Source organism: Pelomonas sp. CA6 (assembly GCF_022549225.1).
Taxonomy (GTDB): Bacteria; Pseudomonadota; Gammaproteobacteria; order Burkholderiales; family Burkholderiaceae_C; genus Roseateles.
The window spans coordinates 105,964-130,125 of sequence record NZ_JAKZFD010000013.1; the positions used below are offsets into that span (position 1 = coordinate 105,964).

Below are 24,162 nucleotides of genomic sequence, written 5' to 3' on the forward strand. Positions count from 1 at the left end.
GCCGCGCTTCGAGCGCTCGCACCATAGGGGACGCAGATGAAACGCCCGTGACCGGCGCGCCCCGAAACAGCTTCGAGGCGGCCGGGATCCGCATTTGGTACCCCGGCTGTAACCAGGGCCGGTGGACCATCCTGTAATATGGTTACCTTGAAAACTGAGGTCGAGTTACATCGACGCGCCCGCATGAATGCCACCCTCGCGACCCTGGCGAACGTGACCCAGCGCATCCGCGCGCGCAGCGCCGCCACCCGGGAGCGCTATCTGGACCAGGTGCAGCGCCTGGGCCGCCGTCTGCCGGGCGTGGAGCGCATGGGCTGCGCCAATGTCGCGCATGCGGTGGCGGCGCTGCCGTCCAACGACAAGCTGCGCATCGTTGCCGAGCGGGCGCCCCATCTGGCGGTGGTCACGGCCTACAACGACATGTTGTCGGCCCACCAGCCCTACGAGGCTTATCCGGCCCAGATCCGCCGCGCCGCGCACGCGCTGGGGGCCACCGTGCAGGTGGCCGGCGGCGTGCCGGCGATGTGCGACGGCGTGACCCAGGGCACGCCGGGCATGGAGCTGAGCTTGTTCTCGCGCGACACCATCGCGATGGGCACGGCGGTTGCGCTGTCGCACGACGTCTTCGACGCCGCGCTGCTGCTGGGCATCTGCGACAAGATCGTGCCGGGGCTGCTGATCGGCGCGCTGCATTTCGGCCATCTGCCCTGCGTCTTCGTGCCGGCCGGGCCGATGAGCTCGGGCCTGTCGAACTCGGACAAGGCCAAGGTGCGCGAACTCTACGCGCAGGGCAAGGTGGGACGCGACGAACTGCTCAAGGCCGAGTCCGCGGCCTATCACGGCGCTGGCACCTGCACCTTCTACGGCACCGCGAACAGCAACCAGATGCTGCTGGAGGCCATGGGCCTGCATGTGCCGGGCGCGGCCTTCGTGCATCCGCAGGACCCCTTGCGCAGCCGCCTGACCGACGAGGCGGTGCGCCGCGCGTTGGCAATCCAGGCGCGCGGTAGCGCGCCGGCGCCGATCGGCCAGGTGGTCGACGAGCGCGCCATCGTCAATGCCATGGTGGCGCTGCTGGCCACCGGTGGCTCGACCAACCACCTGATCCACTGGGTGGCGGTGGCCCGTTCCGCCGGCATCCTGATCGACTGGAGCGACTTCTCCGAGCTGTCGGCCGTGGTGCCGCTGCTGGCGCGCGTCTATCCCAACGGCAGCGCCGACGTGAATCAATTCCAGGCGGCCGGCGGCCCCGGCTTCGTGATCCGCGAGCTGCTGCGCGCCGGGCTGATGCACGAGGACGTGCTGACCGTCGCCGGCCCGTCGCTGCAGGCCTATGGCCGCGTGCCGGTGGCGGCCGGCGAGCAGGGCGTGGCCTGGCAAGACCTGCCCCCGGCGAGCCGTGACCCCGAGGTGCTGCGCGGCGCCGACCAGCCGTTCTCCGCCACCGGCGGGCTCAAGCTGCTGCAGGGCAACCTGGGGCGCGCGGTGATCAAGGTTTCGGCCGTGCCGGAGGACCGCCATTGGGTCGAGGCGCCGGCGCGCATCTTTGACAGCCAGGAGGCCATGCAGGCGGCGTTCAAGGCCGGCGAGCTGGAGCGCGACGTGGTCGTCGTGGTGCGCTTCCAGGGGCCGCAGGCCAACGGCATGCCCGAGCTGCACAAGCTGACGCCGCCGCTGGCGGTGCTGCAGGGCAAGGGCTTCCGCGTCGCGCTGGTCACCGACGGGCGCATGAGCGGGGCCTCGGGCAAGGTGCCGGCGGCGATCCACGTCAGCCCCGAGGCGCTGGCCGGCGGCCCGTTGGGCCGGCTGCGCGATGGCGACCTGGTGCGCGTGGACGCGCGCAGCGGCGAGCTGCTGGCCCTGGTCGACGCGGCCGAATGGGCCGCGCGCGAGCCGGCGCAGATCCGGCCCGAGGCGGCGCTCGACAACGGCATGGGCCTGGGGCGCGAGCTCTTCGCCGGCATGCGCCGCAACGTCAGCAGCGCCGAACAGGGCGCCATCACCTGGATGTGAGGCCCGGCCACCGCCGGGACGAAAGAGGAAGACAAGCCATGGACATGAACGAGCAGACACTGGCGCTGGCCCAGCATGGGCCGGTGATCCCGGTGATCGTGATCGAGGATCTGGCGCAGGCCGTGCCGCTGGCGCGCGCGCTGGTGGCCGGAGGCGTCAAGGTGCTGGAGGTGACGCTGCGCACGCCGGTGGCGCTGCAGGCGATCACGGCGATCGCGCGCGAGGTGCCCGAGGCCATCGTCGGCGCCGGTACGCTGCGCAGTGCGCAGGATGCCGAGGCGGCCCGGCGCGCCGGTTGCCGCTTTGGCGTCAGCCCCGGTTTCACGCCGACGCTGGCGCGCGCCTGCGAGGACCAGGGCCTGCCGCTGCTGCCCGGCGTGTCCACGGCCAGCGAGGTGATGCAGGCGGGCGAGGCCGGCTACCGTTTCCTCAAGCTCTTCCCGGCCACCGCGGTCGGTGGGCTGTCGCTGCTGAAGGCACTGGCCGGGCCCTTCGCGGACGTGGCCTTCTGCCCCACCGGCGGCATCACGCCGCAGACGGCGCCCGACTTCCTCGCGCTGCCCAACGTGAAGGTCTGCGGCGGTTCCTGGCTGACGCCGGCCGATGCGCTGCGCGGTGGCGACTGGGCACGCATCACGCAGCTGGCGCGGGAGGCGTCGGCACTGCGGGCACCGGCCGCCTGAGCGGTTCACGGCCCCAGGGCCGGAGTCCGATTCTCAGCGCCGCGGCGGCAGGTCGAAGATCAGACAGGTGGTGCTGGCGTGGGCGTACAGCTTGCCGTCGGGCCCCACCAGGTCGGCCTCGGCGGTGGCCATCTGCCGGCCCACGTGGCGGACATTGCCGATCGCGCGCACCAGTGGCACGCGGTCGGACAGCGCGCGCACCAGGTTCAGCTTGAGCTCCAGCGTGGTGTAGCCGCGTCCGGGGTCCAGCGTGGTGTGCACCGCGCAGCCCAGCGCTGAATCGAGCAGCGTGGCGAACCAGCCGCCGTGCACCGTGCCCAGCGGGTTGTAGTGGCGAAAGCGCGGCTGGCCCTGGAACACCGCCTGGCCGGGCGCGACGGACAGCAGCAGAAAGTCCAGCGTATCGGCGATGGGCGGCGCGGGCAGTTCGCCGTCCAGCATGGCCTGCATCTGCTGCAGGCCGGTCTTGCCGGCGAGCTGCTCCGGGCGGGCCACGCCCTGCTCGGGGCGCAGGCGGGCGCGCACCGCGGCCTCTTCGGCCTGCCAGCGCGCGAGGACGGCGGCGAGGTCCTCGCCGGAGGTGGAGGTGGGCTTGACGGCTTCTTGCATCGCGAGGGTCGGTCCGGGTTGATGGTTGTAGATGCAATCGTTGCAGCTACAATGGTTTCATGTCAAGCAAGTCCGCGTCATCCGAGGCGGTGCTGGGGGCGGTTCCCGGCCCCAGCGGCTGCACCAACTTCAAGCTGCGCCAGCTCACGCGCCGCGTGTCGGGCTTTTGCGAGCCCTTCTTCGCGGACAGCGGGCTCACCACGGCGCAGTACGCGCTGTTGTCGCATGTGTTGAAGCTTGGGCCGATCGCGCCGGGCCAGCTGGCGCGCAAGATGGACCTGGACGCGTCCACGCTGTCGCGCAACCTGCAGGCGCTGCTGGAGGCCGGGCTGGTCGAGATGGGGCCGGGTGACGACAACCGCAGCCGGCTGCTGTCGGCCACGCCGGCCGGCGCGGCGCTGCGCCGGCAGGTGCAGGCGAGCTGGAAGAAGGCCCAGCGCGCGTTGAACGAGCGCCTGGGCGAGGCGCGTGTCCAGCAGCTGCACCAGCTGCTGGACGAGTGTCTGGCGCTGATGCGCCAGGAAGCGCCCGACGCCTGAGCGTCCGCGCGGCCTCAGCGGGCGGCCGGCTGCGCCTTCGCCTGCCGGCGCAGCGTCACGGCGTCGACGGCCAGCACCTCGCGCGACTGCCCGGGGCGCAGGCGGAACACCGCCAGCGCCGTCTCCACCTCGCGCGAGCGCTCCAGCAGGCGGGCCGAGCTGCCGGCCAGTTGCTGCACCAGCGCCGCGTTCTGCGTCGTGATGTCCTCGATGTCGTGCATGGCGTCGTGGATCTGCGAGATCCCGCCCAGCTGCTCGCGTGCGCCGCGGTCGATGTCCTCGATCAGGTGGGCCACGCGCTGCACCGAGGCCAGGGTCTGGTCCATGCGCTCGCGCGCCTGCGCGGTCTGGCTGGAGCCAGCCTCCACCTTTTCATGCGCGGCCTGCGTGAGCTGGCGGATCTCGCGCGAGGCGGCCGAGCTGCGCTGCGCCAGCGCCCGCACCTCGCTGGCCACCACCGCGAAGCCCTTGCCATGTTCGCCGGCGCGTGCCGCCTCCACGGCAGCGTTCAGCGCGAGCAGATTGGTCTGGAAAGCGATGCCGTCGATGGTCTGGCTGATGTCGCCGATGCGTTGGGACGAGCGGGCGATCTCGGCCATCGTGGCGTTCACCGACTGCACCACCTCGGCGCTGCGCTGCGCCACGTCGCCGACCTCGCGGACCGTGGTCGCGGCCTGGTCCGCGCTGGCCGTGCTGTGGCGCACGGTACCGGTGATCTGCTCCACGCTGGCGGCGGTCTGCTCCAGGTTGGCGGCCTGCGCCTCGGTGCGGCGCGCGAGGTCCTGGTTGCCCTGGGCGATCTCGCGGCTGACGCCGGCCATGCGCTGCAGCTCCGCCTGGGTGTCGGACACCAGCGCGCGCATGTTGACGCTGAGCTGGCGCAGTGCGGCCTCCAGCTGCTCGGTCATCGCGCGGCCCTGGGCCGGCAGTTCGCGGCTCAGGTCGCCCGCGGCGAGCTGGTTGGCATAGCGGTTGACCACGCGCAGCGCGGCGGCACAGCGGCCGCTGGACCACCAGGCCAACGCCAGCGCGGCCGGCAGCAGCAGCGCCAGGGCCTGCGCGGGCGTCAGCTGGCTGGCGAACCAGCCCAGCGCGGCCATCGCGAGAAAGGCCGGCGTGCCCGCGAAACGCTGCGGGCGCAGGCTCGCCAGCCAGCCGCGCCAGCCCCCGTGCAGCACGCGGCCGCGGTGCAGGCGGATCGCGCCGGGGCGCTCGCGCATGCGGGCATACAGCGCCTCGGCCGCCTGTATCTGCGCGCGGCTGGGCTCGGTGCGCACCGACATATAGGCCACCGGCTTGTCGCCCTCCATCAGCGGCGTGACATTGGCCGAGACCCAGTAGTGGTCGCCGTTCTTGCACCGGTTCTTCACGATGCCCGACCAGGGCAGGCCGCGCTCGATCGTGGCCCAGAGGTCGCGGAAGGCTTCCTCCGGCACATCGGGGTGGCGGATCAGGTTGTGCGGCTGCCCCAGCAGCTCCTCACGGCTGTAGCCGCTGACCTCGATGAAGGCCGCGTTGCAATGCAGGATGCGGCCCTTCAGGTCGGTGGTGGAGACCAGGGCCTGGCCTGAAGGGAAGGGGTGCTCGCGTTGGGTGACGGGCTCGTTGACTCTCATCGCTGAAACTCCGGCCGCCAAGGAAATTGACGGCGATCAAGCATCAGGATGACAGGCCGGCGCTGCCCGTCGCTTGACAGTCGTCAAGATGGGATACGGGTTGCCCCGGATCTGCCCAGGATGTCACAAAGACCCCGGCCGACTGGGGTGTCGGCCGTGCGAATGCAGCAATGATGGGGCGAATGGCGCCTGACCATTGCCCCGGGTAAACCCTTTGTCGGGCCTCAGCCCAAGGTCACCAGCACCGGCGCGTGGTCGCTGGGCCGCTCGTTCTTGCGCGGCAGCTTGTCGATGACGCAGGCCTGCACCTGCGCGCGCAGGCCCTGGCTGACCAGGATGTGGTCGATGCGCAGGCCCTGGTTCTTGCGGAAGGCCAGGTTGCGATAGTCCCACCAGCTCCAGCTCTTGGGCGGCTGCTCGAAGAGGCGGAAGGCGTCGCTGAGCCCCAGCGCCAGCAGCGCCTGGAAGTGCGCCCGCTCCTCGGGCGTGCAGTGGATCTGGCCGGCCCAGGCCACGGGGTCGTAGACGTCGCGGTCCTCGGGGGCGATGTTGAAGTCGCCCAACAGCACCAGCTTGTCGTGGTGCTGAAGCTCTTCGGCCACCCAGCGCTCCAGCGCCTCCAGCCAGGCCATCTTGTAGGCGAACTTGTCACTGCCGGGCGCCTGGCCGTTGGGAAAGTAGGCGCCGATCACGCGGACACCGTCCACCGTGCCGGCGATCACGCGGGCCTGCTCGTCGGCAAAGCCGGGGATGTTGCGCAGCACGTCGGCATGCGGGGCGCGCGTCAGCAGCGCGACGCCGTTGTAGGTCCGCTGCCCGAACCAGCTCACCTGGTAGCCGGCGGCCTGGATCTCGGCGACCGGGAACTTGTCGTCGGTCAGCTTGGTCTCCTGCAGCACCAGCACCTCGACGGGGTTTTGTTCCAGCCAGGCCAGCAGCTGCGGCAGGCGCACGGCGAGCGAGTTGACGTTCCAGGTGGCTAGCTGCACATCTCTTCCTAGGTGGTTGTCTTGAAAAGGACGGACCGCGTTTCACGGCCCGGGCTGCTCTCGGCCCTGAGCCTGGCGGACATCAGCGGGCCTCAGCGGGTGCCAAGGCGCCCATTGTGAAAGAAAACAGGGCCCTTGGCGGCGGCGCGGGGCCCTGGGATCAGATCGGCTGCGCGCCGCGCAGCGGCAGCATCAGCGCCACGCAGATGCGGCCCTGCTGGCCGGCCGCCTCCAGGCGCGCCAGCCCGCCATGCAGCCCGGCGATGCGGCGCACCAGGTAGAGCCCCAGTCCGGCGCCCGGCGACTGCTGGGCCAGGCGGCCGCGGAAGTATTTTTCGAACAGGCGCGGCACCTCGTCGGCCGGGATGGGCTCGCCCGGGCTGGTGACGGCCAGGCGCAGGCCGCCGTCGGCGGCGACGCCGGCCTCCAGCTCCACCGGGCGGTCCGGCGGGCCATGGCGGTCGGCATTCGCGAGCAGGTTGCGCAGCGCCACCTGCAGCAGCCCGGGGTCGCAGTGCAGCGACGTTGGCAGGCCGGTTTCATGAAGCTGGATGCGGCCCATGGGCCAGTCCGCGACCAGGTCGTCCAGCAACTCCACCAGCTCGTCCCGCGAGCATTCGCGCGGCTGGAAGGGCGCCTGTCCGGTGTCCATGCGGTCCGAGGTGAGGTATTCGTCCACCAGCACCGTCATGCGCTGCGCCGCGGCGCGCAGATTGGCGCAGCGCGCCAGCGTCTTCTCGCGCGCCGCATCCAGATTCTTGGCGATCTGCTGCGCGGTGGTGTTGATGATGGCCAGGGGGGTGCGGAATTCGTGCGAGACCATGGCCACGAAGTCCAGCTGCGACTGCTTGGCGCGGCGCTCCGTGTCCAGCGCGGCGCGCAGCTCGATCTCCAGTCGGTGGCGCTGCTCGATCTCCAGGCGCAGGTCGGCGGTGCGCACGCGCACCTCCCGCTCCAGGTTGTCGTTGTGCCGGCCCACGACTTCCACCAGATGCTGCTGGGCGGCTTCCTTCTCGCGCCGGATTGCGTCGTAGCGCCGGTTCAGCCGCTCGCTCATCAGCACCATGTGCAGCAGCGTGCCCAGCGCCGCGGCATTGGCCGTCCAGGCCGTGGTGGGCACATAGCCGAGGTTACGCAGAAAGCTGATGGCGACGCCGACGTGGTAGACGCCGAAGATCAGCAGAAAGCTGCGCGCCTGGCCCTCGTCGCGCGGCAGCAGCCACAAGGCCAGGCCGACCAGGGTGGCGATCCCCAGCATGGCGGACACCTGCATGATCGCCATCGCTTGGCCGTTGTACCCGCTCAGCGACAGCATGGCGGTGGAGAGACTCACCAGCAACGCCACCCGGTTCAGTGCCGAGGTGACGCGCGGCCAGCGCGGCGCGGTCTCCAGCTGCATGGTCGCGAAGCGCATGCCGATGGCCACGCCGATGCACATGTTCACGCTCAGCAAGCCGTCCGAGAAGCGCGCCGGCAGGTCCAGCAGCTGCTGCGGCAGTCCCGCGGTGAGAGCCTCCACCAGCAACGCATTGCCCACATAGAGCAGGTACCAGCCGCTGATGGGCTCGCGCGTCATCTGCCAGAACAGCGTATGGAAGATCAGCAGCAGCAGGCCAAAGCCCAGGCCCAGGCCGTAGAAGAGGTATTCGCGGCGCGCGTCCGCGGCATAGGTTTCCGGAGTGGCCAGGCTGATGCGCGTGGACATCGCATTGCGGGTCTGCAGGCGCAGCAGCAGGGCCGTGGGCTGTGCGTCGTCCAGGCGCAGCGGCAGCTGCAGGTTGCGCGCGTCCACGGCCCAGTGGGAGCGGCCGATCTCTTCGCCGGACTGCTGCTCGAGCTGCCAGCGGCCCGCGGCATCGCGCCGGTACAGGCGCACGTCGTCCAGCAGCGCATGGCTGAGCTGCAGCAGCCATTGCGCCGAGGCCGTGGCCGGCCGCTGCACCTCCAGCCTGACCCAGATCGCGTCGGTCGTGTAGCCGGCATTGACGGCGCCGGGCAGGGCCTTCCAGCCCTGCGCGGCCACGGCTTGTTCGGCGTCCAGCCGGCCCTGGGGGTCGCGCAGCATCGACAGATGGCCCAGGCTGGCGACGCTGGCCTGAGGGTCCAACATCAACGGGGCGGCGAGAACGGGGCAGATGGCGGCGACGAGCAGGACCAAGCCCGTCAGCAGACGACGAACGAAAGGGCGCATTGCGACCGATTATCCGTGCCGCCTCCCTGGGGGATCGACGGACTGGGCGACTGGCGCAGTGACAATCCTCACGACTGTGGCGCGGCGCTTCGATCTGCTCAGATTTGCTCAGATTGACGCGTGAGGGCGCCCCTACCCTCAGCGCATGCATGACCTGATCCTGCTCGAAGACGAGACGGTATTGCGGGACGAACTCGGCGAGTTCCTCCGCGACGCCGGCTATCGCGTCGACGTCGCAGCCTCGCTGGACGAGTTCCGGCGCGCCTACGACCCGGCGCGGCATGCCATGGCGCTGATCGACCTGGGGCTGCCCGACGGCGACGGCCTGACCCTGATCCGCGAGCTGCGCGAGCAGGGCCGCCAGCTGGGCATCGTGGTGCTGACCGCGCGCGGCGCGGTGCGCGACCGCATCGCCGGGCTGGACGTGGGCGCCGACTACTACCTGCCCAAGACCTCCGATCTGGACGAAATCGCGGCCACGCTGGCCGCGATGTCGCGCCGGCTCGGCGATGCCCCGGCGCCGCAGCCGCAGGACGCCTGGGTGCTGGAGCTGAGCCCGCGCCGGCTGATGCCGCCGGGCCATGCGTCGGTCGCGCTGTCCGAGCAGGACCTGGTGGTGCTGCGCGAGCTGATGCGCGAGGCCGGCGGCATCGCCAGCCGGCAGCAGATCGTCGAGGCGCTGGGCGAGGACTACCTGTCCTATGACCAGCGTCGTCTCGACACGCAGATGCGCCGCCTGCGGCGCAAGGTGAACGAGGCCACCGGCCTGGTGCTGCCGATCAACACGGCACGCAGCGCCGGATACCGCTTCCACGCCAAGGCCCTGATCCGTCCCTGAGCCGGGACGGCCCTTTCCCGCTTCCTCCCCGATGGGGCCGGGCTCGCGTGGCGAGCGCCCGGGCCCCGGGGTCTCCCTCCATTCAAAGACGTCGTTGACATGAAGCCTTCCAAGAAAGACGGCCTGCGCCGCCAGCCCCTGGCCGCGCTCCTGATGCTGGGCCTGGGAACGGGTGCCGCGCTGGCGCAGACGCCCGACGCGGGCTCACTGTTGAACCAGCAGCAGCGCCAGGCGCCGCGGTTGCCGCGTCCCATCGGGCCAGAGGAGCTGATCCGCGCGCCGCGCCCCGCGCTGCAGGCGCCGGGCGGCGCGCAGGTGCGGCTCGAGGGCCTGCGCTTCAGCGGCGCCACCGAGCTGCTGCCGGCCGACTGGCTGCAGGCCCTGGCGGCCGAGTCGCGCGGCCGGCGCTATGACTTCGCCGGGCTGCAGGCGCTGGCGCAGCGCGTCACCGACGAGCTGCGCGCGCGCGGCTGGATGCTGGCGCGTGCCTACCTGCCCGAGCAGGACCTGGGCAGGGGCGAGCTGGAGATCGCGCTGCTGGCCGGCCGCGTGGACGTGCCCATGGCCGGGGCCGTCGTGCAGGTGGTGCCGGGCGCGCGCGGGCTGCGCCTGCGCCCGGGCAGCGTGGAGCGCATGGCCGCGCTGCGGCTGCAGGAGCGCGGCGCGCTGCGCGAGGACGAGCTGGAGCGCGTCATGCTGCTGGTCAACGACCTGCCCGGCGTCTCCGCCCGCGCGCGCCTGGAGCCGGGCGCGGCGTCGGACAGCACGCGCGTGCACATCGACGTCGAGGAGGGCCCCTGGTTCGGCGGCACGCTGTGGAGCGACAACTACGGCAGCCGCGATACCGGGACGGCACAGCTCAACGGCCAGTTCATGCTCAACGACCTGCTGGGCGGCGGCGAGCAACTGGCGACCCAGCTCACCGTGGCCGAGGGCTCGCGGCTGCTGCGCGCCCACCTGCGCCAGCCCCTGGGCGCCAGCGGGCTGCGCGCCAACCTGGGTGCGTCGACGATGCGCTACGACATCCGCCGTGGCGTCGGGGCGACGGCCGGCATGGAAGGGCGCTCGCAGACCTTCAACGCCGGGCTGAGCTACCCGCTGGTGCGCAGCCGCCTGCTCAATGTCTATGCGGCCGCGGACGCCACGCGCAAGCAGCTGGCCGACGAATCCAACGCCGGCAACATCCGCGACAAGCGCGTCAGCAGCCTGGCGGCCACGCTGTCGGGCGACCGCTTCGACAACTGGCAGGGCGGCGGCCTGACGACCTGGAGCGTCACGGCCACGGTGGGCAGCGTGAACCTGGATCGCAACGCCGGCGACGCGCTGGGCGACCGGCTGGGCTACCAGACCGCAGGCAGCTTCCACAAGCTCAACATCGGTGCCAGCCGCATGCAGCGCCTGGGCGGCAGCCTCAGCCTGCTGGCGTCGTTCAACGGGCAGTGGGCGGGCAAGAACCTGGACTCGTCCGAGAAGATCATCCTGGGCGGACCCAACGCGGTGCGCGCCTATTCGGGCAGCGAGGCGCAGGGTGACAGCGGCTGGTTCGGCACGCTGGAGCTGCGCTACGACTGGGCCGGCGGGCTGCCCTGGGGGGCGCTGCAGCTGCAAGGCTATGTCGACGGCGGCCAGGTCCAGCTGCACCAGGACACGCGCGGCCTGCCCATCGCGACGGCCACGGGCCGCAACCGCTACGGCCTGGCCGGCGCCGGCCTGGGGCTGACGCTGAGCAAGCCGGGGCGCTACCTGGTGCGCGTGGGCCTGGCGCAGGCGCTGGGCGACAACCCCGGCCGCAGCGTGCAGGGGCTCAACGCCGACGGCGGCGACGGCCGCCGGCGCGGCTGGGTCCAGGGCCTGTGGTGGTTCTGAACGACGGGAGGCAAGACATGACCCCGTCATCCATGCCCCGGCGCATCGCCGGCCTTGCTGCCGCGCTGGCCTGCGTGCTGGCGCTGCCCGTCCACGCTCAGTCCGCGGGTGCCGCCAGCGCCCCGTCCTCCCAGACTTCTTCGCCGTCGTCGTCCATGAGTACCGCATCCCAAACACCGCTGTTCTACCGCCAGCTGGTGCCTTTCGACACCCAGGCCCATGGCCGCCTGGCGCTGCCGCCGAGCGCGCCGGACTACCGCTTCGCCGCGCAGACGAATGCCATTCCGCTCGTCGCCGGCGAGGTGGCCGCCGCGCTGCGGCACTACCCCATCGTCTTCGTCAACGCGCCCGGCCAGGCCACGCCGCTGCTGGGCGTGCTGGTGGGCACGGGCGACGGGCGCAACCTCTACGTCGGCGCCGACGGCCAGTGGCGCGCGCGGACCTACATCCCGGCCTATGTGCGCCGCTACCCCTTCCATGCGCTGCGCGTGCCGGGACGCGACGAGGTGATGCTGGGCATCGACGCCGCCGCGCCGTGGCTGGACGCGGGCGGCCCGCCGCTGTTCGGCGCTGACGGCAAGCCCAGCGCGCGGCTGGAGCAGCTGCGCGCCTTCGCGCAGGACTTCCAGCGCCAGGGCGAGATCACCGAGCAGCTGGTCAAGCAGCTGCAGGAAGCCGGCGTGCTGGAGGCCAGCGGGCTGCGCATCGCGCCGCCGGGCGGCGGCGAGCCGCGCCAGCTCAGCGGCTTCATGGTCGTGAGCGCCGCCAAGCTGCAGGCGCTGGACGCGCCCACGGTGCACCGCCTCCACCAGAGCGGCGCGCTGGCGCTGGCCCATGGGCAGCTGATGTCGCTGGGCAACCTCGGCGAGCTGTTGCCCGCCGCCGAATCCCCGCCCGCCGCCAAGCCCGCCAAGGGCAAGGGCAAGGCCGCCAAGTAAGAACCCCCGATCGATTGCACCGCCATGAACAAGACCTACCGCCTGATCTGGAATGAACTGACCCGCTGCTGGGTGCCGGTGTCCGAAATCGCGCGCGCACGCGGCAAGAAGGCCTCGGCCCGCGTGCTGCTGGCGGCGCTGCTGCCGGGGCTGCTGACGCCACCGGCCGCGCTGGCCGCGCCCGTGGGGCCGCCCAGCCCGGTGTCGGCGCAGACCCTGCCCAGCGGCGCGCAGGTCGTGCACGGCCAGGCCAACATCCAGCAGCAGGGCAGCCAGCTCACCATCCACCAGGGCAGTGACAAGCTGATCACCCAGTGGCAGAGCTTTGACATCGGCAGCGGCGCGCGCGTGGAGTTCAAGCAGCCCGGCAGCAGCAGCGTGGCGCTGAACCGCGTGGTCGGGTCGCAGACGCCGTCGCAGATCTTCGGCCAGCTCAGCGCCAACGGCCAGGTGCTGCTGCTCAATGCCGCGGGCGTGGTCTTCGGTCAGGGCTCGCAGGTCAACGTGGGCGGGCTGGTGGCTTCGACGCTGAAGCTCAGCGACCAGGACTTCCTGAACGGCAAGTACCGCTTCGACGGCGGCCAGCCGGGGGCGATGGTGCTCAACCAAGGCAGCATCACGGCGCTGCCGGGCGGCCGCGTGGCGCTGATCGCGCCGGTGGTGCGCAACGAAGGCAGCCTGCGTGCCGACGCCGGCGCGGCCGCGCTGGTGGCGGCCGAGGCGGTGGACGTGGACTTCGGCGGCGACGGGCTGATCAGCCTGCGTGTCAACAAAGGCACGGTGGACGCGCTGGTGGAGAACCAGGGCCTGGTGTCGGTGGGCGGCGGCGTGGCGCTGCTGAGCGCGCAGGCGGCCGAATCGCTGTCCCGGGCGGCGGTGAACAACACCGGCGTGGTCGAGGCCAAGGGCCTGAGCGAGCGGGGTGGGCGCATCGTGCTGGAGAGCGCGCTCGTCGACCAGAGCGGACGTCTTGACGCGACGGGCCGCCAAGGCGGTGCCGTGGCGCTGAAGGGCGGCCTGCTGAGCCAGACTGGCCAGATCGACGCCAGCGGTACGACCGATGGCGGGCGTGTCGCGATGGACGCGCAGGAGCTGTTGCAGGCCGGTCGGGTCAGCGCCAACGGCAATGGTGGCGACGTGGTCCTGAAGGCCTCGGTCAGCCTCGTGCAAACGCGCGACGCGGTCATCAGCGCCAATGGCGATCTGCGCGGCGGCTCGGTGCTGATCGGCGGTGCGGACAAGGTGTATGTCTCCGGCACGGTGCAGGCCAACGGCGGCCAGCAGGGTGGCTCGGTGGCCCTTGGCGGCAAGCAGCTCACGCTGTCGGCCGCCAGTTTGAGCGCGGACGGCCAACAGGGCGGGCGTCTGCTGATCGGTGGCGACAAGCAGGGCGAGTCCAGCGCAGCCATGGGTACGCTGGCCAACGCACAGACGACGCGCGTGGCTCAGGGTACCCGGCTCAGTGCCCAAGGGCAGGGCGCCAAGCTGGTGGTGTGGGCCGACGGCGATACCGGCTACTGGGGCGAAGCCAAGACCGGGGCAGGCAGCTTTGTCGAGATCTCGGGCCGCGGCACGCTGAACTACGGCGGCAAGGTCGAGACCGGCGTGGGCAGCGAACTGCTGCTGGATCCGTACAACCTGATCATCGACAACCAGGGCATGGGCGGCCGCCATCTGATGCTGGACGATCCCTCGCCAAGTGCCGGCAACCGGCATGGAAGCGGTGGCGTCATCGAGCTGGACAACGGCAACATCCTCGTACTGGCCAGTTCCTCTGACCCCACGGCCAAGGGCGGGCGGGCCTTTCTCTACGACGGAAAGAGCGGTGCACTGATCAGTGCCCTCTACGCCACGACGAGCCCCGCGCTCAGCGCCACCAAGCTCGCCAACGGCCACTTCGTCATCGTCAGCCCTGGGGCCAACATGGGCGACTGGAATGACGAAGGCAGCAGCCATGGCGCCATCACCTGGGGCAGCTCGACACTGGGCGTCAACGGCGTGGTCTCGCGGTCCAACTCGCTGGTCGGCAAGGCCTACGACAGCATAGGCTCGGGCGGTGTGACCGCGTTGAGCGATGGCAACTATGTCGTGGTCAGCCCGTATTGGCGCGGTACGGACGGCACCAAGCCCGTGCTCGGCGCCGTGACCTGGGTGGACGGCAGCAAGACGATGACGGGAACGGTGGCGGCCAGCAACTCCATGGTCGGCACCAAGAACGCGGACTTCGTGGGCAAGGGCGGCGTGGTGGCGTTGAAGGACGGAGCCTATGTCATCGTCAGCCCGGCATGGAGTGGTGAGTCCGGCCCGTCTCAAGCTGAAGTCGGTGCCGTGACCTGGGTGAACGGCAAGGATCCGGCTTCGCGCGTGGGGACGGTTTCGTCGGCCAATTCGATGATCGGTTCCAACCAGTCCGACAACGTGGGCCGGGGAGGCGTGGTGGTGCTGGCCGATGGCAACTATGTCATCTCCAGCCCCTGGTTCTCCAAATGGGATGCGGGGGGACCGACCTGGAACATCGGTGCGGCCACCTGGGTCGATGCGAGCAACCCGGCCTCTCGCGTCGGCAAGGTCAGCGCCGGCAACTCCCTGGTCGGGAGCCGCACCGCCGATCGTGTCGGCGAAGCCGTGACGGCGCTGAGCAATGGCAACTACGTGGTCGCCAGTCCGTCTTGGGACAACGGCGCTATTGCCGATGCTGGCGCGGTGACCTGGGTCAACGCCGCATCGGCCGGATCGCGCGTGGGTACGGTGTCGACCGGCAATTCGCTGGTCGGCGGCAGCAGCAACGACCGGGTGGGCCGCAGTGGCGTCTATGCCCTGAGCAATGGCAACTATGTGGTGGCCAGTTCGTCCTGGGGCGGGGGATTGGGGGCGGTGACCTGGGTGAGCAGCACAAACGCCGGCTCCAGGGTGGGGACGGTTGGCGCCGCCAACTCGCTGGTGGGCGGTTCGACCGAGGATCAGGTGGGATACGGTGGCATCACCCTGCTCAACGATGGCAACTTCGTCGTGCGTAGTCCGCAATGGTCGAACAACGGCAGCGCGGTGGGCGCAGGGGCGGTGACCTGGGGCAGTGCTACCACGGGTGTCAAGGGCACGGTTTCGGCCACGAATTCGCTGGTGGGCAGTACGGCGATGGATCTTCTCGGTGGCTATGCCAGCAGCGGAGGCAATGGCGTGGTCGCACTGGCCGATGGCAAGTATCTTGTCTACAGCCCTCGTTGGGACAACGGCAGCGTGAAGGACGCCGGCGCCGTGGTCTGGGTCGATGGCGCCAGCCCGACGTCCCGCGTGGGCACCGTCACGCCAGCGAATGCGCTGGTCGGTACCAAAGCGGGCGACATGGTTGGGGTAGGCATCACGGTCCTACAGGGAGGCAAGGTCTACCTGGTCAGCAGCTACAACAGTGCGTACGGAGGAGTCCTCACATGGGTGGATGGCACGACGCGCAAGACGGGTGCCTTGCCGCTGACGAGTTCGCTGTTGGGGACGGGAGGGGGATCGTCGGACTCGGTGCTGGCGCTCAGAAATGGCAACTATGTCGTCGTCAACAACACTTGGCGGAATGGCACCATGGACTATGCCGGCGGCGTGGCGCTGGTCGACGGCAGCATGGCGCCCAATGGCGTCTTTGGCGGCTCTGCCGTGGCGCCCAACAGCGAGTTCATGACGCCTGCCGCGGTGGCGGCGCTGGCCACCGCGGGCAGCAAGGTCACGCTGGAAGCGACGAACGACATCTTCGTCAACGCGCAGGTTGCCGTGGCTGGCGAGCTGACGCTGAAGGCGGGTAACAACATCACGCTCAATGCCGGCCTCAGTTCGACGGCGGAGAGCGCTGCTGCGCTGGTGATGGTGGCTGGCAAGTCCTTCATCAACAACGCCGGCAGTTCGGCGCTGAGCACGGCCAAGGGGTCCTGGCAGGTCTGGTCGGCCAACCCGTCGGCGAACCAGACCGGCGGCCTGCAAGCCGACTTCAAGCAGTACGACGCGAAGCACGGCAGCAGCCCGGTGCTGGGGCAGGGTAAGGGCTTCTTCTACAGCGTCGCGCCGACGATCACGGCCAGCTTCGCCACCAAGGTCAACAAGGTCTACGACGGCACGACCGCGATCAAGCTGGATGCCAGCCAGCTGCGCTTCAGCGGCCTGCTGGACGGCGACACGCTGGACATTGCTGCGATCGAGGGATCTGGCCAGTACAACGACCGGAACGCCGGCAGCAATCGCAGCATCACGGGCAGCCTGAGCTTCTCGGGCATGGCGAAGAACGGCAGTACCAAGGTCTACGGCTACAAGCTGGCGAGCACCAGCGTCAGCGGCATTGGGGATATCTTGCGCCGTGAAGTGAACGCCTGGGCCGAGAGCCTGACGTCCAGTGTCAAGGTCGATCCCCAGGCCCTGAAGTACGGCGTAGAGGAAGAGAAAGGTGCCCGGGGCCTGCTCAAGGGAGAAAGCCTCACCGGCGTGCTGGCGTACGGCTCCAGCAGAACCGACAGCCAGGGCGAGACCACGAACATCGTTCAGGGCACGCTGACCGACGCCAACAATCCCAATTACAAGATCACGTTCCGCAATGGAACGATCCTGGTCCCGAAGGATGGAGGCAGTAGCAGCGGCAGCGGCTCCAGCAGTGGTTCGGGTTCGACCAGCGGGTCGGGCAGCAGCAGCGGCAGTGGGTCCACCTCGTCGGGCAGCGGCTCCAGCAGCGGTTCAGGTTCGACCAGTGGGTCGGGCAGCAGCAGCGGCAGCGGGTCCACCTCGTCGGGCAGCGGCTCCAGCAGCGGTTCGGGTTCGACCAGTGGGTCGGGCAGCAGCAGCGGCAGCGGGTCCACCTCGTCGGGCAGCGGTTCCAGCAGCGGTTCGGGTTCGACCAGCGGGTCGGGCAGCAGCAGCGGCAGTGGGTCCACGTCGTCGGGCAGCGGTTCCAGCAGCGGCTCGGGTTCGACCAGTGGGTCGGGCAGCAGCAGCAGCAGCAGCAGCAGCGGGTCCACCTCGTCGGGCAGTGGCTCCAGCAGCGGCTCGGGTTCGACCAGCGGGTCGGGCAGCAGCAGCGGCAGTGGGTCCACCTCGTCGGGCAGCGGCTCCAGCAGCGGTTCGGGTTCGACCAGCGGGTCGGGCAGCAGCAGCGGCAGCGGGTCCACCTCGTCGGGCAGCGGCTCCAGCAGTGGCTCGGGGAGTGGCAGCTCTTCGGGAGGAACTCCGCTTCCGCCAGCCCCGCCTCCGCCGCCGGCTCCCCCGCCTGTGCCTGGCTCTAGCGGATCTGGCTCCAGTGGCTCAGGTTCTGGAGGCTCGGGCAGCAGCAGCGGATTGATTGTGATCGGTGGCAGCGGCTCGTCGTCCGGCGGCGGCGGTGCAGGCGCCAGCGGTTCGGGTTCTTCGTCGGGCTCCAGTGCCGGCAACGGCAGCAGCGGCGCGTCGGGCAGCGGCTCGTCGTCTGGCGGCGCGAGTGGTTCGGGTTCTTCGTCGGGCTCCGGCGCTGGCAATGGCACCAGCGGCGCGTCGGGCAGCGGCTCATCATCTGGCGGTGCCAGCGGTTCGGGTTCTTCGTCGGGTTCCGGCGCCGGCAATGGCACCAGTGGCTCGTCGTCCAGCGGCGCGAGTGGCTCGGGTTCGTCGTCGGGCTCCGGTGCCGGCAACGGCACCAGTGGCGCGTCGGGCAGCGGCTCCTCGTCTGGCGGCGCCAGCGGCTCGGGCTCGTCGTCGAGCTCCGGCGCCGGCAACGGCACCAGCGGTGCATCGGGCAGTGGCTCGTCGTCTGGCGGCGCCAGCGGTTCGGGTTCTTCGTCGGGCTCCGGCGCTGGCAATGGCAGCAGTGGCGCATCGGGCAGTGGCTCGTCGTCCGGCGGCGCCAGCGGCTCGGGTTCGTCCTCGGGCTCCGGCGCTGGCAATGGCACCAGCGGCGCGTCGGGCAGCGGCTCGACGTCCGGCGGCGCCAGCGGCTCGGGTTCGTCATCGGGCTCCGGTGCCGGCAATGGCACCAGCGGTGCATCGGGCAGTGGCTCGTCGTCTGGCGGCGCCAGCGGCTCGGGTTCGTCGTCGGGCTCCGGCGACGGCAATGGCAGCAGTGGCGCGTCGGGCAGCGGCTCGTCGTCCGGCGGCGCGAGTGGCTCGGGTTCGTCGTCGGGCTCCGGTGACGGTAACGGCAGCAGTGGCGCATCGAGCAGTGGCTCGTCGTCTGGCGGTGCCAGCGGCTCGGGTTCGTCGTCGGGCTCCGGCGACGGCAATGGCAGCAGTGGCGCGTCGGGCAGCGGCTCATCGTCTGGCGGCGCCAGCGGCTCCGGTTCGTCGTCGGGCTCCGGTGACGGCAATGGCACCAGCGGCGCGTCGGGCAGTGGCTCGTCGTCTGGCGGTGCCAGCGGCTCGGGTTCGTCGTCGGGCTCCGGTGACGGCAACGGCAGCAGTGGCGCATCGGGCAGTGGCTCGTCGTCCGGCGGCACCAGTGGCTCGGGTTCGTCGTCGGGCTCCGGTGCTGGCAATGGCACCAGCGGCGCGTCGGGCAGCGGCTCGTCGTCTGGCGGCGCCAGCGGCTCGGGTTCGTCGTCGGGCTCCGGCGCTGGCAATGGCACCAGCGGCGCGTCGGGCAGCGGCTCGACGTCCGGTGGCGCGAGTGGTTCGGGTTCGTCGTCGGGCTCCGGCGCTGGCAATGGCACCAGCGGCGCGTCGGGCAGCGGCTCGACGTCCGGTGGCGCGAGTGGTTCGGGTTCGTCGTCGGGCTCGGGCGCCGGCAATGGCACCAGCGGTGCATCGAGCAGTGGCTCGTCGTCCGGCGGCACCAGTGGCTCGGGTTCGTCGTCGGGCTCCGGTGCCGGCAACGGCACCAGTGGCGCGTCGGGCAGCGGCTCGTCGTCTGGCGGCGCGAGTGGTTCGGGTTCTTCGTCGGGCTCCGGCGCCGGCAACGGCACCAGCGGCGCGTCGGGCAGCGGCTCGTCGTCCGGCGGCGCGAGTGGCTCGGGTTCGTCGTCGGGCTCCGGCGGTCGCGGCAGCAGCAGTGGCGCGTCCCACAGCGCCTCCGGTGGCATGACCGGCGCGGGGCAGTTCGGCTCCACCGGCACGCAGCTGTCCTTCAGCGGCGATGCCGCGCAGCTGGTCGTGAGCGGCGAGGGCAGCGGGCGCGCGGGCTCGGCGCTGAGCACCGCAGTGCCGCTGTTCACGCAGGCCGCGGGCGAGGGGCAGAAGCCGGCCGGCCTGCTGAAGATCACCGAGCAGGGCCAGTCCATGAAGGCCAGCTTGGCGGCCGGCGAGGTCGGCAGCCTCCAAAAGCCCAACCTGGCCAAGACGCGCTTCGTGACGCTGGACTATCAGCTGCCGGGCAGCACGCGCAACGCGGTCAAGCTGACCGTGGGGCTGTCGCCCGAGGGGACGCTGGTGATCCGCGTGCCGCAGGCGATGCGCCGCGCGCTGGACGACCGGCACATCGTGCTGATCGGCCTGGCGGTGGCCAAGGAGCGCCTGCAGGCCGAGGCGGCCCGGGTGAAGGCCGTGTTGATCCAGGTGAAGGAGGGCTGAGGCGATGGCGTCCGAAGGTCGAGGGGCCTCGCCCGCGCTGCCGCCATCGGCCACCGGCGGCTGGACGGCGCTGGCGCTGCTGCTGGCCTTCCTGGGCGGACTCGGGCTGCTGCGCATCGGCGCGGTGCCCGGGCTGGGCGGCAACACCGTCCACGCGGCGCTGTTCCTGATCGTGCTGATGGGGGTCGCTGTCGCCGTGGTGGACCTGGGCGTGTACCGGGTCCACCGGCGCGTCAGCACCGGCATGGCACCCGGCCACTGGGCCCCGAGCTGGGAGCGCACGCTGCACAAGTTCGTGGGCCTGCTGGGCAGCGTGGGCTTCGTGGCCTGGCTGTACTGGCTGTTCCCGGAGTACCACGGCGATTTCTATGGCCGCTACTACGAGCTGCTGAAGCTGATCCTGCCGCCCTGGCTGCTGCTGGCGCTGCCCTATCTGTACTGGGTGGACGCACGCATGCCCAAGCCTCAGGACGGCTACTGGATGCTGGGCCGTTTGCTGCTGATGCGGCGCGAGGGCGTGGACCGCGCGCGGGTCTGGAACCACCTGCTGGGCTGGCTGGTCAAGGGCTTCTTCCTGCCGCTGATGTTCACGTACATGTGCAACGACCTGGAGCGCTTCGTGCGCTACGACTTCGCACAGCTGACCGCCTTCCGCTTCGTCTACGACTTTCTGTTCGGCTTCCTGTACTTCATCGACGTGGGCCTGGTGTCGCTGGGCTACCTGATGTCGCTGCGCGCCACGGACACGCACCTGCGCTCCACCGAGCCGAGCATGCTGGGCTGGTCGGTGGCGCTGCTGTGCTATCAGCCGTTCTGGAGCCTGTTCGACAAGCAGTACCTGGCCTACAACGCCGGCAACACCTGGGGGCAGTGGCTGTGGAACACGCCCTGGCTGTACGGGTTCTGGGCCTGCCTGATCCTGCTGCTGACGGGCCTCTATGTCTGGGCCACGGTGGTCTTTGGCGCGCGCTTCTCCAACCTGACGCATCGCGGCATCATCACCAGCGGCCCCTATCGCTTCAGCAAGCACCCGGCCTATCTGGCCAAGAACCTGTCCTGGTGGCTGATCTCGGTGCCCTTCCTGATTGGCAGCGACGGCAGCGCGGCCGAGGCGTTGCGCCACTGCCTGCTGTTGCTGATGCTCAACGGCGTGTACTTCCTGCGCGCGCGCACCGAAGAGGCGCACCTGTCGCGCGACGCGGACTACCGCGCCTATGCGCAATGGATCGCGGCCCATGGCCTGCTGGCGCGCCTGCGCCGGGGCCGTCCGGCCGCCGCGGTGCCGGCGCGCGCGAGCGACGGCGAGGCGATGCCCCAACCCTGAACGGGCGGGTCGGGCCGCGCGGCCACACGGGTGACCGCGCCGCGTGCTAGCGTGGCGCCATGGCCTGGACTCCTGCATCGCTGTGGCGGCGGCTGCGCACCTGGTGGGCGCGGCGGCTGGGCCTGTGGCGGGGCCGCTGGCGGCAGGCCGAACTGGAGGCGCCGGTGGCGCGCTGGACCTGGTGGACCTGGCCCTGGTCGCTGCGGCGCTGGTCCTATGCGGTGTACTGCCCGGCCGGCCTGGCCGACGCCGATCCGGCGCCGCTGCTGGTGCTGCTGCACGGCTGCCGCCAGGAGGCGCTGGCCTTTGCCCATGCCAGCGGCTGGGTGCGGGAGGCCGAGCGCCACCGCTTCCGGCTGCTGTGCCCGGAGCAGCGCCGCGACGCCAATCCCTATGGCTGCTGGAACTGGTTCCATCCCGCGGCCCAGACCGGCCGCGGCGAGCAGGACGTGGTGCTGCAGGCGCTGGCCGCCACCCAGGCCCGCTACGCGGTGGGCGCGACCGCGGTGGCGGGCCTCAGTGCCGGCGGCGCGCTGGCGGCGCTGCTGGCCTTCCACCATGCCGACTGTTTCGATGCCGCGGTGACGGTCGCGGCACCGCCGCTGCTGGGCCGAGCGCCGCTGCAGGACCCGCGCCGGGTGATGCGCCAGGGGCTGCCGACCTCGCCCTCGCTGGCCACGCTGCTGCTGAAGCGTTGCGCGCCGCTGCTGGTGCTGCAAGGCGACGCCGACGAGGTCGTGGCGCCGTGTTGCGCCGACCAGCTGGCCGACCAGGCCCGGGGGGTGCTGGCCCGCGCGCACGGCGAGCTGCGGGACGCGCGGGAAGGCGAGGCCCGCACCTGGCGCGACGACGATGGCCGGCTGCGCCTGGCGCTGCACCGGCTGCCGGGCATGGGCCACGCGTGGACCGGCGCGCCCGGCGGGCACGCCCATGTATCGCGCGACGGACCGCCGCTGACCGCGATCGCGCTGGACTTCCTGCGCCAGCAGCGTGTGCTGGGCTGAGCCTGGCCGGCGCCAACCTGGGCGGGCCGAGCGTCCTCAGGGCCCGACGCTGAGCGCCACCGGCGCGCTGCTGTGCAGCACGGCGCCGGTGCCGGTGTTGTCGATGAAGTCCACCTTGAGGCTGTAGCGGCCGCGCGGCGGCATCAGCCAGGCCTCGGTCTGGCCTTCGGCGAAGTCCATCACCTCGCTGCGTCCGCCCTCGGCCGCCATGCTGAGGCGGAAATGGCCCGTGCCCGGCTGCTGCAGCGCGTGGTGCGAGACATTGAGCTTGGACGCATGGAAGAGCACCTGCAGCGGCGTGCGGACCGGCACCTGGTTCTTGGGCAGCAGCACCGCGACGCCGGGCGAGCTCAGGCTGTCCGGCGCCACGTCGGCGTTGAAGCGCGTCACCGTGATGTGCACCGGCTTGCTGTAGATGAAGTTGGGCACGTGGCGGTGGTCGGCCAGCACCAGGCGCAGCGTGTAGTCGCCGGGCTTGAGCGTCAGCACCGTCTCCATCTGGCCCTTGCCGAAGTGGATGTACTGGTCGTTGAAGGGCAGGGGCTGGGTCAGGTCCATCGGCAGATCGCGGTTGATCAGCAGATGGTGGTGGCCGGTGCCGGCCTGTTCCTTGACGAAGGGCGCCAGCCCGGCGCCGGTGAGGCCGAACTTCAGCACGAAGGGCGTCTCGATGCGGGCCCCGTCGGCCAGGTTGGTGAAGTGGGCCTGCTTGGCCAGGCGCGGCGCCGGCACCAGCCAGGGGTGGGGGGACTGGGACCGTGCGGGCAGCGCGAGCGCCAGGCCCAGCGCGAGCGCCAGCATGCACGGGATCCGCGTCGACCGGGGCATGGAGGCCGCCATGGCGAACGCGTCAGACGTGGAACCAGGCCAGCGCGCCCAGCAGCACGCCCAGGCCGCCGGCGACCAGCGTGGCGCCTTCCATCCAGCGCTTCTTGGTCAGCAGCGCGATCGCCGCCAGGGCGATGGACACCTGCAGCGCGGTCGTGGCCTGGGCCCAGCGATGGTGCAGGTGCAGCTGCTCGTCGCTCTTGTGGTCCCAGTCCTTGGCTTCTTGCTCCAGGGCCTCGGCCTCGCCCTTGATCTCGTTCTTTTCCTTTTCGTAGCGGGCGATCTTGTCCTGGTACTTGGCCTTCTGGTCGGCCGGGCCCAGGTCCAGCGCCAGCTCGGCCAGGTTCTGCTTGCTGCTCTTGGCCTGGAAGTAGGCCCACTTGTTCGCCGCCTCGGTCTTCTTGATGGCGGCGTTGTTCTTGTACAGGCCGGCGTTGGCCTGCGTCGCCCCGCCCTGGTAGGCGAACAGCGCGCCCACCGTGGCGAGCACCGCGGTGATCACCGCGAGCTGACCGGCCAGGCCTTTGGGTTCGTGCTGCGCGGCATGCTCCAGCTCATGGTCATGCGGCCCGTGGACGTGGAAACCGGCTCCGGACATGGGGTACTCCTTGGATGTCTTGAAAGGGATCAGCGGCGTTGGTAGCGCACGAAATGGAAATCCCAGCCATGGCCGCGTTCGGCCGGGCTGTGGCGGGCCTCGCGCGAGGACTCGCGGAACGCGCCCTCGGGCAGGGGCGGGAAGAAGGCGTCGGCGGCGAACTCGGCGTCCAGCTCGGTCAGCTCCAGCGCGTCGGCCAGCGGCAGTGCCTGCGCATAGACCTGGGCGCCGCCGATCACGAAAACCTGCTCGTCGGCGCCGCAGGCGGCCAGCGCGGCCGGCAGGCTGTCGAACACCTCGGCGCCATCCAGCCGCAGGCCGGGCTGGCGCGACAGCACCAGGTTGCGCCGCTGCACCAGCGGGCGAAAGCGCGCCGGGATGGAGTCCCAGGTCTTGCGGCCCATGACCACCGTGTGGCCCAGCGTCAGCGCCTTGAAGCGCGCCATGTCCTCCGGGATGCGGACCAGCAGGTCGTTGTCGCGGCCAATGCCGCGGTGGCGGTCCAGCGCGGCGATGAGGGTCAGGTGGGGCATGGGGCGAATAGAAGGCGAACAGGCGGGACGAGCACCGCCGGGGCGGCCACTCGCGGCTATTCTTCCATAGCTGCCAGGCCTCTTTGCCCT

16 protein-coding genes are annotated in these 24,162 nt (G+C 70.9%); 9 read left to right on the top strand and 7 right to left on the bottom strand.

Annotated features, from left to right (window positions below):
- Nucleotides 1–183: 183 nt before the first annotated feature.
- Both edd and LZ017_RS19655 read left to right on the top strand, forming a co-directional pair.
- Nucleotides 184–2,013: a phosphogluconate dehydratase gene (gene edd, locus LZ017_RS19650; RefSeq protein ID WP_241398612.1), complete on the top strand. Its 1,830-nt coding sequence runs from the start codon at nt 184–186 to the stop codon at nt 2,011–2,013.
- Nucleotides 2,014–2,057: 44 nt separating this feature from the next.
- A complete protein-coding gene (locus tag LZ017_RS19655; RefSeq protein WP_241398613.1) occupies nt 2,058–2,696 on the top strand; it encodes a bifunctional 4-hydroxy-2-oxoglutarate aldolase/2-dehydro-3-deoxy-phosphogluconate aldolase in 639 nt (212 codons plus the stop codon).
- A gap of 33 nt (nt 2,697–2,729) precedes the next feature.
- Here LZ017_RS19655 and LZ017_RS19660 read toward each other — a convergent pair whose 3' ends face one another.
- The gene (locus tag LZ017_RS19660; RefSeq protein WP_241398614.1) at nt 2,730–3,305 is read right to left on the bottom strand and encodes a PaaI family thioesterase; all 576 of its coding nucleotides are present in this window, start codon (nt 3,303–3,305) and stop codon (nt 2,730–2,732) included.
- 59 nt (nt 3,306–3,364) lie between these two features.
- Here LZ017_RS19660 and LZ017_RS19665 point away from each other — a divergent pair, with 59 nt between their 5' ends.
- Nucleotides 3,365–3,844 carry a MarR family winged helix-turn-helix transcriptional regulator gene (locus tag LZ017_RS19665; RefSeq protein ID WP_241398615.1) on the top strand — a complete coding sequence of 160 codons (480 nt, stop codon included), beginning with the start codon at nt 3,365–3,367 and terminating at the stop codon, nt 3,842–3,844.
- 14 nt (nt 3,845–3,858) lie between these two features.
- Here LZ017_RS19665 and LZ017_RS19670 read toward each other — a convergent pair whose 3' ends face one another.
- The 3 genes from LZ017_RS19670 to LZ017_RS19680 form a co-directional block, all read right to left on the bottom strand.
- Nucleotides 3,859–5,460 carry a PAS domain-containing methyl-accepting chemotaxis protein gene (locus tag LZ017_RS19670; protein WP_241398616.1) on the bottom strand — a complete coding sequence of 534 codons (1,602 nt, stop codon included), beginning with the start codon at nt 5,458–5,460 and terminating at the stop codon, nt 3,859–3,861.
- 224 nt (nt 5,461–5,684) lie between these two features.
- The gene (gene xth / locus LZ017_RS19675; RefSeq protein ID WP_241398617.1) at nt 5,685–6,449 is read right to left on the bottom strand and encodes an exodeoxyribonuclease III; all 765 of its coding nucleotides are present in this window, start codon (nt 6,447–6,449) and stop codon (nt 5,685–5,687) included.
- A 160-nt stretch (nt 6,450–6,609) separates the two neighbouring features.
- A complete protein-coding gene (locus tag LZ017_RS19680) occupies nt 6,610–8,640 on the bottom strand; it encodes a sensor histidine kinase (protein WP_241398618.1) in 2,031 nt (676 codons plus the stop codon).
- A gap of 145 nt (nt 8,641–8,785) precedes the next feature.
- Between LZ017_RS19680 and LZ017_RS19685 the strand changes: the two genes are divergently transcribed.
- The 6 genes from LZ017_RS19685 to LZ017_RS19710 all read left to right on the top strand — a co-directional run bounded on the left by LZ017_RS19685 (nt 8,786) and on the right by LZ017_RS19710 (nt 22,113).
- The gene (locus LZ017_RS19685; RefSeq protein WP_241398619.1) at nt 8,786–9,478 is read left to right on the top strand and encodes a response regulator transcription factor; all 693 of its coding nucleotides are present in this window, start codon (nt 8,786–8,788) and stop codon (nt 9,476–9,478) included.
- 99 nt (nt 9,479–9,577) lie between these two features.
- Nucleotides 9,578–11,344, top strand: coding sequence for a ShlB/FhaC/HecB family hemolysin secretion/activation protein (locus tag LZ017_RS19690; RefSeq protein WP_241398620.1), 1,767 nt, complete (start codon nt 9,578–9,580; stop codon nt 11,342–11,344).
- 17 nt (nt 11,345–11,361) lie between these two features.
- Nucleotides 11,362–12,282, top strand: a complete 921-nt coding sequence (locus LZ017_RS19695; RefSeq protein ID WP_241398621.1) for a SapC family protein — start codon at nt 11,362–11,364, stop codon at nt 12,280–12,282.
- Between the two features lie 24 nt (nt 12,283–12,306).
- Nucleotides 12,307–19,785 carry a filamentous hemagglutinin N-terminal domain-containing protein gene (locus tag LZ017_RS19700; RefSeq protein ID WP_241398622.1) on the top strand — a complete coding sequence of 2,493 codons (7,479 nt, stop codon included), beginning with the start codon at nt 12,307–12,309 and terminating at the stop codon, nt 19,783–19,785.
- A 4-nt stretch (nt 19,786–19,789) separates the two neighbouring features.
- Entirely contained in the window at nt 19,790–21,109 is a 1,320-nt protein-coding gene (locus LZ017_RS19705; protein WP_241398623.1) for an isoprenylcysteine carboxylmethyltransferase family protein, read from the top strand.
- Between the two features lie 59 nt (nt 21,110–21,168).
- The gene (locus LZ017_RS19710; RefSeq protein WP_241398624.1) at nt 21,169–22,113 is read left to right on the top strand and encodes a PHB depolymerase family esterase; all 945 of its coding nucleotides are present in this window, start codon (nt 21,169–21,171) and stop codon (nt 22,111–22,113) included.
- A 36-nt stretch (nt 22,114–22,149) separates the two neighbouring features.
- On the opposite strand, the gene LZ017_RS19715 is transcribed toward LZ017_RS19710, so the two are convergent.
- Genes LZ017_RS19715 through LZ017_RS19725 form a run of 3 tightly spaced genes read right to left on the bottom strand, consistent with a single transcriptional unit; the run spans nt 22,150 to nt 24,072 of the window.
- Nucleotides 22,150–22,914 (bottom strand): DUF4399 domain-containing protein, encoded by a 765-nt coding sequence (locus LZ017_RS19715; RefSeq protein WP_241398625.1) that lies wholly within the window; start codon nt 22,912–22,914, stop codon nt 22,150–22,152.
- A 49-nt stretch (nt 22,915–22,963) separates the two neighbouring features.
- Nucleotides 22,964–23,539, bottom strand: a complete 576-nt coding sequence (locus tag LZ017_RS19720; protein ID WP_241398626.1) for a DUF4337 domain-containing protein — start codon at nt 23,537–23,539, stop codon at nt 22,964–22,966.
- Between the two features lie 29 nt (nt 23,540–23,568).
- On the bottom strand, nt 23,569–24,072 hold the full coding sequence (locus LZ017_RS19725; protein ID WP_241398627.1) for a dihydrofolate reductase: 504 nt from the start codon (nt 24,070–24,072) through the stop codon (nt 23,569–23,571).
- Between the last annotated feature and the right edge of the window lie 90 nt (nt 24,073–24,162).

Excerpts from the sequence above, each read along its gene's own strand:
- edd (WP_241398612.1), top strand. The coding sequence starts at position 184 with ATGAATGCCACCCTCGCGACCCTGGCGAACGTGACCCAGCGCATCCGC.
- LZ017_RS19655 (WP_241398613.1), top strand. The coding sequence starts at position 2,058 with ATGAACGAGCAGACACTGGCGCTGGCCCAGCATGGGCCGGTGATCCCG.
- LZ017_RS19660 (WP_241398614.1), bottom strand. The coding sequence starts at position 3,305 with ATGCAAGAAGCCGTCAAGCCCACCTCCACCTCCGGCGAGGACCTCGCC.
- LZ017_RS19665 (WP_241398615.1), top strand. The coding sequence starts at position 3,365 with ATGTCAAGCAAGTCCGCGTCATCCGAGGCGGTGCTGGGGGCGGTTCCC.
- LZ017_RS19670 (WP_241398616.1), bottom strand. The coding sequence starts at position 5,460 with ATGAGAGTCAACGAGCCCGTCACCCAACGCGAGCACCCCTTCCCTTCA.
- LZ017_RS19680 (WP_241398618.1), bottom strand. The coding sequence starts at position 8,640 with ATGCGCCCTTTCGTTCGTCGTCTGCTGACGGGCTTGGTCCTGCTCGTC.
- LZ017_RS19685 (WP_241398619.1), top strand. The coding sequence starts at position 8,786 with ATGCATGACCTGATCCTGCTCGAAGACGAGACGGTATTGCGGGACGAA.
- LZ017_RS19690 (WP_241398620.1), top strand. The coding sequence starts at position 9,578 with ATGAAGCCTTCCAAGAAAGACGGCCTGCGCCGCCAGCCCCTGGCCGCG.
- LZ017_RS19695 (WP_241398621.1), top strand. The coding sequence starts at position 11,362 with ATGACCCCGTCATCCATGCCCCGGCGCATCGCCGGCCTTGCTGCCGCG.
- LZ017_RS19700 (WP_241398622.1), top strand. The coding sequence starts at position 12,307 with ATGAACAAGACCTACCGCCTGATCTGGAATGAACTGACCCGCTGCTGG.
- LZ017_RS19705 (WP_241398623.1), top strand. The coding sequence starts at position 19,790 with ATGGCGTCCGAAGGTCGAGGGGCCTCGCCCGCGCTGCCGCCATCGGCC.
- LZ017_RS19710 (WP_241398624.1), top strand. The coding sequence starts at position 21,169 with ATGGCCTGGACTCCTGCATCGCTGTGGCGGCGGCTGCGCACCTGGTGG.
- LZ017_RS19715 (WP_241398625.1), bottom strand. The coding sequence starts at position 22,914 with ATGCTGGCGCTCGCGCTGGGCCTGGCGCTCGCGCTGCCCGCACGGTCC.
- LZ017_RS19720 (WP_241398626.1), bottom strand. The coding sequence starts at position 23,539 with ATGTCCGGAGCCGGTTTCCACGTCCACGGGCCGCATGACCATGAGCTG.
- LZ017_RS19725 (WP_241398627.1), bottom strand. The coding sequence starts at position 24,072 with ATGCCCCACCTGACCCTCATCGCCGCGCTGGACCGCCACCGCGGCATT.